The sequence below is a fragment of the Streptomyces aureoversilis genome, assembly GCF_042657885.1.
Taxonomy (GTDB): domain Bacteria; phylum Actinomycetota; class Actinomycetes; order Streptomycetales; family Streptomycetaceae; genus Streptomyces; species Streptomyces aureoversilis.
Genome location: NZ_JBHSKJ010000024.1, coordinates 1 through 14,843 on the forward strand (window position 1 = coordinate 1; position 14,843 = coordinate 14,843).

The window sequence follows — 14,843 nt, forward strand, 5'->3', positions numbered from 1 at the left end:
GGGCGTCGCCTTCCCGTACTTCTGCAGCAGGCGCCGGTCCAGCGATCCGGCGTTCACGCCGATACGGATCGGGGTGCCCGCGTCGGAGGCCGCCTTGGCGATCTCCTTCACCTTGTCGTCGAACTGCTTGATGTTGCCCGGGTTCACACGGACCGCGGCGCAGCCGGCGTCGATCGCGGCGAAGACGTACTTCGGCTGGAAGTGGATGTCCGCGATGACGGGGATCTGCGACTTCTTCGCGATGACCGGGAGCGCGTCCGCGTCGTCCTGCGTGGGGCAGGCCACACGCACGATCTGGCAGCCCGACGCCGTCAGCTCCGCGATCTGCTGGAGCGTGGCGCCGATGTCCGACGTTCTGGTCGTGGTCATCGACTGCACCGAGACGGGTGCGTCGCCTCCGACGGCCACGGAGCCGACCTGGATCTTGCGGCTGACCCGGCGGTCGGCGAGCTTGATCGGAACGGAAGGCATTCCAAGCGAAATCGCAGTCATGTGGCGAGCAACCCCAAGGTGTGAATCAAGGTCCCGAGATCGGCGGGCTCCGCTTCGAGATTACGGCACCCGATCCGTTCGAAGCACATCCCACCGCGGAGACCCCTCAAACGCAGACGACCGGCCACACACTGCGGCCGGTCGCCACAAACGGGCGTTTGTCCACACATCGCGCTAAGTGAGCCGAACCGGATTCACCACGTCCGCGATGAGGACGAGAAGAGTGAAGCAGATGAAGATTCCCGCCACCACATAGGCGACCGGCATCAGCTTCGCCACGTCGAACGGACCGGGGTCGGGGCGGCGGAACACCTTCGCGAAGGCGCGCCGCACGGACTCCCACAGGGCCCCGGCGATGTGCCCGCCGTCCAGCGGCAGCAGGGGCAGCATGTTGAACAGGAACAGCGAGAGGTTGAAGCCCGCGACCAGGAACAGCATGGTGGCGATCTGCTGCGACGGCGGGATGTCGAGGTTGAACACCTCGCCGCCGACCCGCGCCGCGCCGACGACGCCCATCGGGGAGTCCGCCTTGCGCTCGCCGCCGTCGAAGGCGGCGTTCCACAGGTCCGGGACCTTGCTCGGCAGTGCGATCAGCGACTCGACGCCGGACTGCACCATGTCGCCCATACGGTCGACGGACTGGCCGAAGGTCTGCGGCACGACGCCCGTGGCGGGCGCGAAGCCGAGGAAGCCGGCGGTCACGTACTGCCCCTTGATGGGCGCGCCCTTGCCGTCGTACTTCTGGACCTGGTTGGAGATCAGGTTCGCGTTCAGGGTCTTGCGGACGCCGTCCCGCTCGACGGTGACCGTGGCGGGGCCGGTGGTCTTGCGGATCTCCTTCTGGAGCGTGGCCCAGTCGTCCGTACGGTGCCCGTTGAACGCCACGATCTTGTCGCGCGGCTTGAGGCCGGCGGCCTTGGCCGGGGAGTCCGGATTGCCCTTGCCGCACTTGTCCGTCTGGGCGCTGGCCGCGACGACGCAGTCGGAGACGGTGGAGACGGTCGTCGTCTGCGTGTTGATCCCGAAGGACATCATCACGCCGAGGAAGATCACGACGGCCAGGACGAGGTTCATGAACGGCCCGGCGAACATCACGATGACGCGCTTCCACGGCTTGCGCGTGTAGAAGAGCCGGGATTCGTCACCGGGCCGGAGCTCCTCGAAGGCGGCCGAGCGGGCGTCCTCGATCATGCCGCGCCACGGCGAGGTGGAGCGGGCGGAGATCCGTCCGTCCGCGCCGGGCGGGAACATTCCGATCATGCGGATGTAGCCGCCGAGCGGGATGGCCTTGATCCCGTACTCGGTCTCGCCCTTCTTCCGCGAGAAGATCGTCGGCCCGAAGCCGACCATGTACTGCGGCACGCGGATGCCGAAGAGCTTCGCGGTCGACAGGTGGCCGAGCTCGTGCCAGGCGATCGAGAAGAGCAGGCCCACCACGAAGACGACTATCCCGAGGACCGTCATCAGTGTCGTCATGCGCGGGCCTCCGAGGTCGCCTTCGCGGTACGGGCCGCCGGGGCCGTCCGCGCTGCCAGTTCACGGGCCCGGGCGCGTGCCCAGGCCTCCGCTTCCAAGACGTCCGCGACGGTGAGGCGGGTTCCCGTGGTGGGCGTGCCGTGTTCCGCCACCACCTCCGCGACCGTATCGACAATCCCGTTGAACGGCAGCCCGCCCGCGAGGAAGGCGTCGACGCACTCCTCGTTGGCCGCGTTGAAGACGGCGGGCGCGGTGCCCCCGAGCTCGCCGACGTGCCGGGCGAGGGCGACCGACGGGAAGGCCTCCTCGTCGAGCGGGAAGAACTCCCAGGTGGAGGCCGTGGACCAGTCGAAGGCCGGGGCCGCGTCCGGGATCCGCTCCGGCCAGCCCAGGCCGATGGCGATGGGGCCGCGCATGTCCGGCGGGGTGGCCTGGGCCAGCGTGGAGCCGTCCACGAACTCCACCATCGAGTGGACGTAGGACTGCGGGTGGACGACGACCTCGATGCGCTCGAACGGGATGTCGTACAGCAGGTGCGCCTCGATGACCTCCAGGCCCTTGTTGACCAGGGTCGCGGAGTTGATCGTGATCACCGGCCCCATGGACCAGGTCGGGTGCGCGAGGGCGTCCTCGCGGGTCACGGAGGCCAGCTCGGCCTTCGTACGGCCCCGGAAGGGCCCGCCCGAGGCCGTGACGACCAGCTTGCGGACCTCGGCGCGCGTGCCGCCCAGCAGCGCCTGGAAGAGCGCGGCGTGCTCGGAGTCCACGGGGATGATCTGGCCGGGCTTGGCGAGCGCCTTGACCAGCGGGCCGCCGACGATCAGCGACTCCTTGTTGGCCAGCGCGAGCGTCCGGCCGGCCTCCAGGGCCGCCAGGGTCGGCGCCAGGCCGATCGAGCCGGTGATGCCGTTCAGGACGGTGTGGCACTCGCTCCGCGCCAGCTCGGTGGCCGCCTCGGGCCCCGCCAGGATCTCGGGCAGCGGCTCCGCCCCGTACAGCGCCGCCAGCGCCTCGCGCAGCGCGGGCACCGTCTCCGCCCGGGCGACGGCGACGGTGCGCACCCGCAGCTGCCGCGCCTGCTCGGCGAGGAGCCCCACGCGGCCGCCGGCGGCCGACAGACCGGTCACCCGGAACCTGTCGGGGTTGCGGAGCACGAGGTCGATGGCCTGGGTCCCGATCGAGCCGGTGGAACCGAGGATCACGATCTCGCGCGGTTCGCCCGCGGCGGTGGGGGCGGAGTAGCGCAGATGCGGGTCAGCGAGGGAGTCCGTCATGGACTCATTGTTGCGTCTTCCGAGCGGAGAACGGACAGGGAGCCCCTGTCCGCCTCTCGGGGGGCCGGTGGGGGGCAGGGGCGGGGCTTGCCGCATGGGGGCGGGGGCGGGGCCGCATGAGGCGAGGCTTGCCGCATGGGGCAGGGACGTACTCGCATGGGGCGGCGAGCACCCCGCGCGGGGCGGACGGCGCCGCGCGCGGGGCGGCGGGCTCAGCGGATGGGGCGGTGGACGTTGTCCGTCTTGGCGGGGCCGGGGGTGGCGTCCGCGATCCAGGGGCCGTCGCCGCTGGGGTCGAGGATGCCGGCCTCGAGCCACTCGTACGCCCCGGACATCACTCCGGAGACGACCTTGCGGTCGAGGTCGTCGGTGTTCGTCCACAGCCGCCCGAAGAGCTCCTCCGTGCGGATCCTGGCCTGCCGGCAGAAGGCGTCGGCGAGCTCGTACGCCTCCGTACCGTGCTCGCCCTCGGCGCGCAGCCGCTCCGCACGGACGCACGCCGCGCTCATCGCGAAGAGCTCCGCGCCGATGTCGACGATGCGGCCGAGGAAGCCCTGCTTGGTCTCCATGCGGCCCTGCCAGCGCGACATGGCGTAGAAGGTGGAGCGGGCGAGTTTGCGCGAGGAACGCTCGACGTAGCGCAGGTGGGTGGCGAGGTCGCGGTGGCCCGCGGGGTGGAATTCCGCGTAGGTGCGCGGGAGCTGCCCGGGGCCGGTGACCAGCTTGGGCAGCCAGCGGGCGTAGAAGCCCCCTGCGCGGGCCCCTGCGCGGGCTTTGTCGCCCAGGGACTTGTCCGGGTCGATCAGGTCGCCCGCGACCGAGAGGTGGGCGTCCACGGCCTCGCGGGCGATCAGCAGGTGCATGATCTCCGTGGAGCCCTCGAAGATGCGGTTGATGCGCGCATCGCGCAGCATCTGCTCGGCGGGGACGGCGCGCTCGCCCCGTGCGGCGAGCGAGGCGGCGCTCTCGTAGCCCCGTCCGCCGCGGATCTGCACGAGTTCGTCGGTCATCAGCCAGGCCATCTCACTGGCGTACAGCTTGGCGAGGGCGGCCTCGATGCGGATGTCGTTGCGGTTCTCGTCAGCCATCTGGCCGGAGAGGTCGAGGACGGCCTCCAGGGCGAAGGTGGTCGCCGCGATGAAAGCGATCTTCGATCCGACCGCCTCGTGCTTGGCGATGGACTTGCCCCACTGCTCGCGCGCCGTGGACCACTCACGGGCGATCTTCAGCGCCCACTTGCCGCCGGCGACGCACATGGCGGGGATGGACAGCCGTCCGGTGTTGAGCGTCGTCAGAGCGATCTTGAGCCCTGAGCCCTCCGGGCCGATGCGGTTGGCGGCGGGGACGCGCACCTGGTGGAAGCGGGTGACACCGTTCTCGATGCCCCGCAGGCCCATGAAGGCGTTGCGGCGCTCGACGGTGACGCCCTCCGCCGCGGCCTCGACGACGAAGGCCGTGATGCCGCCCTTGTGGCCCTCGCTCCGGGGGACGCGCGCCATGACGACCAGCAGGTCCGCGACGACCCCGTTGGTCGTCCAGAGCTTGACCCCGTCGAGGATGTAGTCGTCGCCGTCGGGGACCGCGGAGGTGGCGAGGCGCGCGGGGTCGGAGCCGACGTCCGGCTCGGTGAGCAGGAACGCCGAAATGTCGGTGCGGGCGCACCGCGGCAGGAAGGTCTCCTTCTGCTGCTGGGTGCCGAAGAGCTTGAGCGGCTGGGGCACCCCGATGGACTGATGGGCGGAGAGCAGCGCTCCGACAGCGGGGCTGACGGAGCCCACGACGGCGAGAGCCTTGTTGTAGTAGACCGACGTGAGCCCGAGGCCCCCGTACTTGGTGTCGATCTTCATGCCGAGGGCGCCGAGCTCCTTGAGCCCGTTCACCGTCTCGTCCGGGATCCTCGCCTCGCACTCGATCCGGGCGGCATCGATGCGCGTCTCGCAGAAGTCGCGGAGTTTCGAAAGAAACTCCTCGCCGCGCCGTACGTCCTCCATGGCGGGCGTCGGATGCGGGTGGATCAGGTCGAGGCGGAACCGGCCGAGGAAGAGTTCCTTGGCAAAGCTCGGCTTCTTCCAGTCCTGCTCCCGGGCCGCTTCGGCGACCTGGCGTGCTTCGCGCTCGGAGACCTGTCGTACGGATGGTGCGGTCATGAGGCACCTCGCCGCTTCAGTCGGGGCCGTCCCGGTCGGCTACCGACCGGTACTACTGGACCGTATGTACCCGATCCTCCCGGCATCTACCAGACCTCGCGCAACGTTCCGGCCCGAGGAGCAGCGGGGGCCCCGTGCGGGGCGCGGGGCGGGCCTCATGCGGGAGGAGGTGGGGTGGGCGAGCACCCCGGGCAGCGCAAGCTCAGTGCGCTCCGCGCTCCGCGGCCCACGCCCGGGGGCGGGGGGCTACGGGGCTACGGAGCTACGGGGCGCACTGTGCAGGCATGAGGCCAGCCTCCAGCAGCCCCGCCCGTGTGCCGTGCGTACCGCATGGGGCCGCGGCATGGGGCTGGTGACGTGGGTGGGCGGTCAGTCGCCGACGGTGAGCACGATCTTCCCGGAGGTGCGGCCCGTCTCGCCGAGCTCGTGGGCCTTGCCGGCCTCGGCGAGCGGCAGGACGGCCGCGATCTCGGTGCGCAGCCGCCCGGTCTCGACGAGCTCACTGATGCTCCGCAGGCCCGCGAGGTCGGGCTCGACCATCATCCGGACGGCCCGGATGCCGCGCTCGCGCGCCTCGGCGAGGACCGGCTCCGTCAAAGGGAGCAGCGAGACGAGGATGCCGCCGGGGCGGAGGGTGCGCAGTGAGCGGGCCGGGTAGTCGCCGCTGATGGACTCCACGACCGCGTCGAGGTCGCCGAGCTCCTCGGCGAAATCCTGCTCGCGGTAGTCGATGAGTTCATCGGCTCCCAGGCCCCGCAGGAAGTCGTGCTTGCCGGCGCTGGCCGTGCCGATGACGTACGCGCCCCGCGCCTTGGCGATCTGGACGGCCAGGTGGCCCACGCCGCCCGCCGCCGCGTGGATCAGCACGCGCTGACCCTCGGTGACGCGGGCCGTGTCCACGACGGCCTGCCACGCGGTGAGCGCGGCGAGGGGCAGGCCGGCGGCCTGTACGTGGTCGAGCCCCTGCGGCTTGGGGGCGAAGTGCCGGGCAGGCGCGGCGACGTACTCGGCGTAGGCACCGGCGGGGTGCGGGAAGCGCGGCATGCCGTACACCTCGTCGCCCGGGGCGTACAGCGTCACGCCGTCACCGACCTCCTCGACCACGCCGGAGACGTCGAAGCCGAGGCCGAAGGGCGGGGTGTCCCCCGTGTAGTACGAGCCGCGCGCCCGGGTCTTCCAGTCCACCGGGTTGACCCCTGCCGCCCGTACCCGCACCAGGATCTCGGTGGCCCCCGGCACGGGGCGGTCGGTCTCGACCAGGCGCAGCACCTCGGGGCCGCCGGCGGACTCCTGGCGGATGGCGTGCATGCGGGCGGGTGCTGCGGTCATGGCGGTGCGCTCCTTGCGGTCGTGCCGTTTCGATGCCCCCAGACTTCCGGAGATCAAGGGTGGCCACGAGTGGCCTGACTGCCACGGTTCGGAAGGATCCGGCCAGCCGGGAGCGCGGGGTGGCGGGAGAGGGGGCGCTGCTGCTCTCTGCGGCCGGCCGCATGGGGCGGCGCACGGAGCCTCCGCATGGGGCCCTGGTCCCGCGCCCCATGCAGGCAGCCGGGCGGGGTGCGGGCAAACTCCGATGGCCGGGGCGCGCTCCGTGCGCGCCCCGGCCGTCGGACGGGACTTCTCTGCCTACGGGCAGGTGCCTGCAGGCGGTTCCGGCAGTTCCTGCTAGAGCGCCAGGCCCGTCAGGACGAGCACTCGCTCGTAGGTGTAGTCGTCCATCGCGTAGCGCACGCCCTCGCGCCCCACGCCGGACTGCTTGGCGCCGCCGTAGGGCATCTGGTCCGCACGGTAGGACGGCACGTCGCCGATGATGACGCCGCCGGTCTCCAGGGCGCGGTGCGCCCGGAACGCCGTCTGCAGGTCGTGCGTGAAGACGCCGGCCTGCAGGCCGTACGGCGAGTCGTTGACGGCGGCGAAAGCGGCCTCCTCGCCCTCGGCCTTGGTGATCGTCAGGACGGGGCCGAAGACCTCCTCGCAGGCGATGGTCACGTCGGCCGGCACGTCCGCGAGCACGGTCGGGGCGTAGGTCGCGCCGTCGCGCTTGCCGCCGGTGAGCAGAGCGGCGCCCTTCTCCACGGCCTCGTCCACCCAGGACTCGACGCGCTTGGCGGCGTCCTCGCTGACCAGCGGGCCGACGTCCGTCGCGGCGTCCGACGGGTCACCGGTGACCTGTGCCTCGACGGCGGCCACGACCTTGGGCACGAGGCGCTCGTACAGCGAGGCGTCGGCGATGACGCGCTGCACCGAGATGCAGGACTGGCCGCCCTGGTAGTTCGAGAACGTCGCGATGCGCTGTGCGGCCCAGTCGAGGTCCTCCTCGGAGGACCAGTCGGCCAGGACGACGGCCGCGCCGTTGCCGCCGAGCTCGAGGGTGACGTGCTTGCGGGGGGCGGAGTCGAGGATCGACCAGCCGACCGGCCCGGAGCCGGTGAAGGAGATGACCGGCAGGCGCTCGTCCTGGACGAGGGCGGGCATGCGGTCGTTCGGGACCGGCAGCACGCTCCAGGAGCCCGCCGGCAGGTCCGTCTCGGCCAGGATCTCGCCCAGCACGAGGGAGGAGATCGGGGTCGCCGGAGCGGGCTTGAGGATGATCGGCGCACCGACGGCGATCGCGGGGGCGACCTTGTGGGCGCTCAGGTTCAGCGGGAAGTTGAACGGGGCGATGCCCAGAACGGTGCCGCGCGGGAAGCGGCGGGTCAGCGCCAGGCGGCCGGTGCCGCCCGCGTCGGTGTCGAGGCGCTGCGCGTCGCCGGCGTTGAAGCGGCGAGCCTCCTCGGCGGCCCAGCGGAAGACGGAGACGGCGCGGCCGACCTCGCCGCGGGCCCACTTGATGGGCTTGCCGTTCTCGGCGGAGATGAGCTGGGCGATCTCCTCGGTGCGCTCGGTCAGCCGCTTCGCGACGTGGTCGAGGGCGGCGGTCCGCACGTGCGCGGGCGTCGCCGCGAACTCCTCTCGGACGGCGTACGCGGCGGCCACGGCCTCCTCGACCTGTGCCTCGGTGGGCACGCTCACGGTGCCGACGAGACGGCCGTCCCAGGAGTTCGTGACGTCGAAGGTCTCCTCGCCGGTGGCCTCGCGGCCGGCCAGCCAGAACGCGTGGGGAGCAGTCACAATCCCGGCCCTTCCCAAGTGGTGTGGATATTGCTCCCCCACGGTAGGTGCGGGGCGGCCGGGCGCCGATTGTCCGCGGTGGAGCAGTACCGGCGCAAGGGGCACCGCAATGGCGGAGTGGCGGCGCCTCGTACGCCTGCAGGGCTCAGGGCCGTGGGCCTTCGCAACGGCATGGGGCCGACGGTGGGGCGCGCCCCATGCGGCGCGCATGGGGCCGAGGGGGGCCACCCGCATGGGGCCGTGCCGCCCGCGCGCTCGCTCCCCGGCACGGCGCCGTGCCGGTCAGGCCGCGCCCCATGCAGCCCCCCATGCCGGACCGCGGCCCCCGAGGCTCCCAGGGCATACGAGCCCCTGCCGCCCCTCCGGCGTTCGAGGGTTCTACTCCTGTCCCGCAGCCGCAGTCGCCTTCAAGGCCAGCCACAGCTCCATACGGACGTCGGGATCGTCGAGGGAGCGGCCCAGGATCTCTTCCACCCGGCGCATGCGGTAGCGCAGCGTGTGGCGGTGGACGCCGAGGTCCGCCGCCGCCGCGTCCCACTGGCCGTGGCGGGAGAGCCAGGCGCGCAGGGAGGCGACGAGGTCGCCGCGGCCGGTCGCGTCGTGCTCGCGGAGGGCCCGCAGCATGCCGTCCGCGAAGGCGCGTACCGCGTCGTCCGCGAGGAGCGGCAGCACCGAGCCGGCGGCGACCTCTTCGTGCTCCACGAGGACCCTGCCGCGACGGCGTGCGACGGACAGGGCCTGCTCCGCCTGGCGGAAGGCGGCCGCGGCGGCGATGGGCCCCGCGGGGGCGGACAGGCCGATGACGAGGTCGCAGGCGGGGGTGGCGGCGCTGCGGTCCCGAGGCCGCGCCTTCGTCCCACGGCGGGCTTCTATGGCACGGGCGTGTTCCCCGCATGCCGCGGCGACCGCCCCGCCGTCGGGCGCAAGCACGACGAGCCGTTCGCCGTCCGGGACGACCAGCAGCGGCTCCGCCACCCGGCCCGCGGCGGTCTCCAGGGTGTCCGCGAGTACAGCCAGCGGCTCCACGGGGGGCTCGCCCTCTCCCTCCTGGCCGATGCTGTCGGCGTCGGCGGGGACCTCCACCGCCTCCGCGACGATCACCCGGAACGGAGCGTCCAGCAGGCTTCCGTAGAGGTCCCCGGCCACGGCCCGCGCATGGTCGGGTTCGCCTGCGAGGAGCATGCGCAGCAGCGCCGCGCCCAGTCGCTGCTCCGCCTCCTGCAGGGCCCGGGAGCGCTCGGTCGTGAGCGTGAGCAGGGCGATGGCGGAGTGCACGGCGTAGCGCTCGGCGGTTCCCAGGGGCGCGCCCGTGCCGACGGCGAGGACCCCCCGTGCGCGCCGCCCGGAGCCGAGGGACTGCAGCTCGACGCGGTCGGCTCCCTCCTCGGCGGGATCCGTGCCCACGACGGCGGTGGCGGGCGCGGGGCGCTCCCGCAGCCGCTCGACGTCCGCTCCGAGGCGCGCGGCCCGGCGCGCAGCCCATTCGGGCGCCGCCGCGACGACGGAGCCCGAGGCGTCGTACAGCGCCGCCCAGCCGTCGAGGTGCACGGCGAGCCGCGCGACGAGGGCCGCCGGCCCCTCCGGGCCCAGGGCGGCGCGGGTCAGTTCGCGCTGGGCCTCGAATCCGGCCGTCACCGCCCGGTACTGGTCGGCCGCGATGGCTGCCGATACCGCCTTCGTGATGGCGATGAAGGGCGTACGGCGGGGCACCTCCAGCAGCGGCAGGCCCTCGTCCCCCGCGGCGTCGACCAGTGCCTCCGGCACCCGCTCGTAATTGACGCCGACCGCGAAGCCGAGGCCGACGACGCCCGCGCGCACGAGGCGGCGGACGTACTGCCGCATGGCCTCGGGGTCCTCCGCGTCGATCTTCAGCGCGGTGATCAGCAGCAGCTCGCCGCCGTCCATCCACGGCACGGGATCGGCCAGCTCGCTGACGTGCGCCCAGCGGACGGGCCTGTCCAGCCGGTCCTCCCCCGCGAGGACGGTGAGTTTCAGCGCGGAGTGGTGGACGAGTGAGGCGAGCGTGAGGGGCATGGCACCTTCGGGAGGGGCGTCGTGGCAAAAGTGCCGTCGCGTATGAACATCTGCGACCGATTCTGCCTCAGTGGAGCAATCACCGGTAACACGAACCGGTTCACCGCTGCAGGTCGACGAGCACCGGCGGCGCGCTGTTCCCCCGCACGGAGGTCACCGACAGCACCGCATGCCCCGCCGGCACCCCGTGGGCCAGCTCGGAGGCGGACCAGCGCTCCCGCTCCACCTTGCGCACCGTCACCGACTGCGCGGTCACCGCCCGCCCCGTGACCAGCCTGCGCACCACATGCGTGACGCGGGTCAGAGGCTCGTGGGCGATGATCTGACGGTCGGTGACGTCGCGGGTCTCCACCCACTCCTTGCCCCACACTTCCGCGAAGCGCGCCCCGTCCCAGGTGGTGACGCCGGAGAACGCCATGCGGCAGCCGACCGAGCCCAGCAGCGCGCTGCGCAGGGAGTCGGGTACGTCGTCGAGCGTACGGAGGGTGAGCAGCGCTCCCGCATTGGCCGAGCGGAGCCGCGCCAGGCCCCGTACGGCCTCGGGGGTGACGGTGTGGGTGGCGTCGTCGAGGACGAGGCACGCGAAGAGGGAACGATCGCCCCGCGCAACAGCGCACTCCGTGAACTGGGCGAGGACGAGCCGGGCCAGCATCCGTGACGCTTCGGCGTGCCCGCGCTCGGGCAGGTCGATCCGGACGCGCAGCGGATGCTCCAGGGCGCGCAGGGAGAAGGTGCGCGAAGGGTCGGTGGTGTCGAAGAAGCGGGCGAAGGCGGGGCGGTCGAGCAGCGCGAGGCGGTCGGCGAGCATGGGGCCGGCGTCGCCGGGACGGTGCGCCTGCCGCTCGCGTGCGTCGAGCTCGCGGATGAGGGCCTCCTGCCCCGCGTCCGTGAGGGCGGCGCGCAGGGAGGCCACGGCGGCGGGCGAGCCGTCCAGGAGCTCGCGCAGTTCGGGGACGGACGGGAAGCGGCCGTGAGCTGCCCGGTAGGGACCGAGGATCTGGGCCAGCACGGTTGCGGCCCGTCGGCCGCCTTCGCCCGGCAGCGTGGCGGTGAGGTCGCCCACGAGGCCCTCGGCGAGGACGGCGGCGGCCTCGTCGGGGTCGTCGGTGCCGCCGTAGAGGTCGAGGTCGTACGCGGAGTCCGGCCGGCCGATGCGCACCACGACGTCGAACGCCTCGTCGGGCGCCAGGCCCGCCCCCGCCGCGCCGACCGCGACGACGGCCGCCCGGCCGGCGAGCGCCTGCAGGCACAGCGACTCCAGCACGGGGCGGATCAGCCGGTCGGTCTTGCCGCTGCCGGGTGGGCCGACGGCGAGCAGGGACGTGCCGAGCAGACGGGGGTCGAGGGCGAACCCGGCGCCCCGGTGCACGTAAGGGTTGCGCTCGTCGTCCACAGCGGTGCCGATGCGTACCTGCCGGGTGACGAGGTCGTGGCGCGCGGCGCGTACGGGCAGATCGCGTGCACCGGACGGGTGCGCGCAGGCGGCCGCCCCGTGCCGCAGAACGGTTTCGGTGAAGGCCGCGAGCCGCCCCGGCTGCACGCGTACGGTCTGCCAGGCCCGCTCGATACGGGCGTGGTCGACGTCGTTCATCAGCCCGGCGCGTGCTTCCGCGGCGAGGCGTTCCGCCGCCTCGTGCGCGCCCGCGCCGCGCAGCTGGGGCCAGTCGGCCGGGTCCTGGCGGTGGCCGCCTCCCACGGCGGCCGGAAGGGCTCCGCCGTCGTCCCACAGCCGCGACAGCAGCGGCGCGAAGTACCGCCGCCAGACCTGGGGCCACCGCCCCAGGCGGCCGAAAACGTAGATGAGCACACCCAGGCAGACGGCGTAATAGGTGTAGATGGTCCACACCGCCGCCATGCCGCTGTGCCACGAGTCGGGGGTCAGAACGGTCAGCGGCCACAGCCAGTAGGAGCCGAGGTAGCCGTTCCACAGCAGGGATCCCAGCAGCCAGCCGCACAGGAGGGCGATGACCGCCCCGCTGAGGAGCTGCCGGCCCGGGATGCGGTCCGGTTCCTCCGGCGGCTTGGGGCGGTAACCGTAAGCCCAGATGCCGGGGCCCGCGGCGACACGGGGCGTACGGAGCCAGGTGAGGAACGGGGACCGGCCCTGCGGAGCCGTTCCGGGCGCCCTGCCGGGCTGCGGCGGCACTGCATGGGGCGGGGGCGGCGCCTCCGCAGGCATGGCGGGGGGCGCCGCATGGGGCGCCACGGGGGCCGCATGGGGCATGGGCGGAGGCGCGGGCGGGCCTGCCGGCTGCCGGGGCCAGGCCTCGGCGCCGGCAGCCCTGGCTTGCGGTGCGTCGGCCGCCCCGGGCAGCCGGCCCCGTGCGCCCGGTGCGTCGTACGTGCCCTCGTGCTCCATCGCTGCCCCTCGCCCCCCGCCGGCCGGCTTCTGGCTGTCTCGTCTGAGTGCGCGCCGCCGCTCAATCTAGTGGTCGGCCGTGGCGAGTTCAGCGTCCCCGGCCATGCCGAGCGCATGATCACCCGGGGAACGCGCTGACGGACCCGTCACGCCCCGCCATGTCCGGTACGGACAACGCGACGCGCCCACTTCTCCCGAACGGAACATGCCCGACCCCCGCTCACACCCCTAGCCTGCGACTAAAAGTCCGATCGAAGCCCGTTCTCTCCCCCTGGAGCACCTCATGACCGAACTGACCGGAGGCCCGGCCCTCCCCCAGGAGCGCCGCATCGTCACCGCGATCCCCGGCCCGAAGTCGCAGGAGCTGCTGGCCCGGAAGAACGCTGCTGTCGCGGGTGGCGTGGGCCTGACGCTGCCGGTCTTCACCAAGCGCGCCGGCGGCGGCGTGATCGAGGACGTGGACGGCAACTCGCTGATCGACTTCGGCTCCGGCATCGCCGTGACCTCGGTCGGCAACTCCGCCGAGGCCGTGGTGCGCCGCGCCGCCGCGCAGCTCGCCGACTTCACCCACACCTGTTTCATGGTGACGCCCTACGAGGGCTACGTGGAGGTCTGCGAGAAGCTCGCCGAGCTGACGCCGGGTGACCACGCCAAGAAGTCCGCGCTGTTCAACTCGGGCGCCGAGGCCGTCGAGAACGCGGTGAAGATCGCCCGCTCGTACACCAAGCGCCAGGCCGTCGTCGTCTTCGACCACGGCTACCACGGCCGTACGAACCTGACGATGGCGCTCACCGCCAAGAACATGCCCTACAAGCACGGCTTCGGCCCGTTCGCCCCCGAGGTCTACCGCGTGCCGGTGGCCTACGGCTACCGGTGGCCCACCGGCCCGGAGAACTGCGCCGAGGAGGCCGCGGCCCAGGCCATCGACGCCATGACCAAGCAGGTCGGCGCCGACAACATCGCCGCGATCATCATCGAGCCGGTGCTGGGCGAGGGCGGCTTCATCGAGCCGGCCAAGGGCTTCCTGCCGCGCATCGCGCAGTTCGCGAAGGACAACGGCATCGTCTTCGTCGCGGACGAGATCCAGTCCGGCTTCTGCCGCACCGGTCAGTGGTTCGCGTGCGAGGACGAGGGCGTCGTCCCCGACCTGATCACCACGGCCAAGGGCATCGCGGGCGGCCTGCCGCTCGCCGCCGTCACCGGCCGCGCCGAGATCATGGACGCGGCGCACGCGGGCGGCCTGGGCGGCACCTACGGCGGCAACCCGGTGGCCTGTGCGGCGGCGCTCGGCGCGATCGAGACCATGCGCGAGCTGGACCTCAACGCGAAGGCCAAGCGCATCGAGGAGGTCATGAAGGGCCGCCTCTCCGCCATGCAGGAGAAGTTCGACATCATCGGCGACATCCGCGGCCGCGGCGCCATGATCGCGATCGAGCTGGTGAAGTCCGGCAGCAAGGACCCCAACCCGGAGGCCGCCGGCGCGCTCGCCAAGGCCTGCCACGCGGAGGGCCTGCTCGTGCTCACCTGCGGCACGTACGGCAACGTGCTGCGCTTCCTGCCGCCGCTGGTGATCGGCGAGGACCTGCTCAACGAGGGCCTGGACATCATCGAGGCCGCCTTCGCCCGCCTGTAGCCGCCGGTGAGGGGGATGCGGGTGAAGAACCTGTGCGGAGCGGGTGGTGGACGGGTGATCCGGCTGTCCGGACCGCCCGCCCTGCCGTACGGTTTCTGCAGATGAGAGAAACACCTCGTCCGCAGGGGATTGCGGACGGAGCCGAGCCGGTACTTCCCCAGTGCCGACCCGGCCGTGCCTTCGCGCACACCACTGGAGCCTTGCGCTCCGGACATCCTCACCGATCGGATGGCCGCCCGCCCCATACCCCCCGGGGCGCGCGGCACCCCGGTCCTCACGGCGGCCTCGGAACCTCCCCCCCTGTTCCGGGGCCGCCG

At 72.7% G+C, this 14,843-nt stretch carries 9 protein-coding genes; 1 reads left to right on the forward strand and 8 read right to left on the reverse strand.

What is annotated here, in order from left to right; all coding sequences use genetic code 11:
• The 8 genes from ACFPP6_RS31255 to ACFPP6_RS31290 form a co-directional block, all read right to left on the reverse strand.
• On the reverse strand, window positions 1–492 hold a 492-nt coding region (locus tag ACFPP6_RS31255), incomplete at its 3' end, for a flavodoxin-dependent (E)-4-hydroxy-3-methylbut-2-enyl-diphosphate synthase (protein WP_382049555.1).
• 174 nt (window positions 493–666) lie between these two features.
• On the reverse strand, window positions 667–1,968 hold the full coding sequence (locus ACFPP6_RS31260) for a M50 family metallopeptidase (protein ID WP_382049557.1): 1,302 nt from the start codon (window positions 1,966–1,968) through the stop codon (window positions 667–669).
• Entirely contained in the window at window positions 1,965–3,242 is a 1,278-nt protein-coding gene (dxr, locus tag ACFPP6_RS31265; protein ID WP_336012660.1) for a 1-deoxy-D-xylulose-5-phosphate reductoisomerase, read from the reverse strand. Before dxr ends, ACFPP6_RS31260 begins: the two co-directional genes overlap by 4 nt.
• Before the next feature lie 212 nt (window positions 3,243–3,454).
• Window positions 3,455–5,389, reverse strand: a complete 1,935-nt coding sequence (locus ACFPP6_RS31270; protein ID WP_382049559.1) for an acyl-CoA dehydrogenase family protein — start codon at window positions 5,387–5,389, stop codon at window positions 3,455–3,457.
• A gap of 369 nt (window positions 5,390–5,758) precedes the next feature.
• Window positions 5,759–6,718, reverse strand: coding sequence for an NADP-dependent oxidoreductase (locus tag ACFPP6_RS31275; RefSeq protein WP_382049561.1), 960 nt, complete (start codon window positions 6,716–6,718; stop codon window positions 5,759–5,761).
• A 336-nt stretch (window positions 6,719–7,054) separates the two neighbouring features.
• Window positions 7,055–8,500, reverse strand: a complete 1,446-nt coding sequence (locus ACFPP6_RS31280) for an aldehyde dehydrogenase family protein (RefSeq protein WP_382049563.1) — start codon at window positions 8,498–8,500, stop codon at window positions 7,055–7,057.
• A 378-nt stretch (window positions 8,501–8,878) separates the two neighbouring features.
• Window positions 8,879–10,534: a PucR family transcriptional regulator gene (locus ACFPP6_RS31285; RefSeq protein ID WP_382049565.1), complete on the reverse strand. Its 1,656-nt coding sequence runs from the start codon at window positions 10,532–10,534 to the stop codon at window positions 8,879–8,881.
• Window positions 10,535–10,634: 100 nt separating this feature from the next.
• Entirely contained in the window at window positions 10,635–12,758 is a 2,124-nt protein-coding gene (locus ACFPP6_RS31290) for an ATP-binding protein (RefSeq protein WP_382049721.1), read from the reverse strand.
• Between the two features lie 418 nt (window positions 12,759–13,176).
• Here ACFPP6_RS31290 and gabT point away from each other — a divergent pair, with 418 nt between their 5' ends.
• Window positions 13,177–14,526, forward strand: coding sequence for a 4-aminobutyrate--2-oxoglutarate transaminase (gene gabT, locus ACFPP6_RS31295; protein ID WP_382049567.1), 1,350 nt, complete (start codon window positions 13,177–13,179; stop codon window positions 14,524–14,526).
• Window positions 14,527–14,843 lie beyond the last annotated feature (317 nt).

Bases quoted from the DNA above. Each gene is read 5' to 3' on its own strand.
- ACFPP6_RS31260 (WP_382049557.1), bottom strand. From the start codon at position 1,968: ATGACGACACTGATGACGGTCCTCGGGATAGTCGTCTTCGTGGTGGGC.
- dxr (WP_336012660.1), bottom strand. From the start codon at position 3,242: ATGACGGACTCCCTCGCTGACCCGCATCTGCGCTACTCCGCCCCCACC.
- ACFPP6_RS31270 (WP_382049559.1), bottom strand. From the start codon at position 5,389: ATGACCGCACCATCCGTACGACAGGTCTCCGAGCGCGAAGCACGCCAG.
- ACFPP6_RS31275 (WP_382049561.1), bottom strand. From the start codon at position 6,718: ATGACCGCAGCACCCGCCCGCATGCACGCCATCCGCCAGGAGTCCGCC.
- ACFPP6_RS31285 (WP_382049565.1), bottom strand. From the start codon at position 10,534: ATGCCCCTCACGCTCGCCTCACTCGTCCACCACTCCGCGCTGAAACTC.
- ACFPP6_RS31290 (WP_382049721.1), bottom strand. From the start codon at position 12,758: ATGCCCCATGCGGCCCCCGTGGCGCCCCATGCGGCGCCCCCCGCCATG.
- gabT (WP_382049567.1), top strand. From the start codon at position 13,177: ATGACCGAACTGACCGGAGGCCCGGCCCTCCCCCAGGAGCGCCGCATC.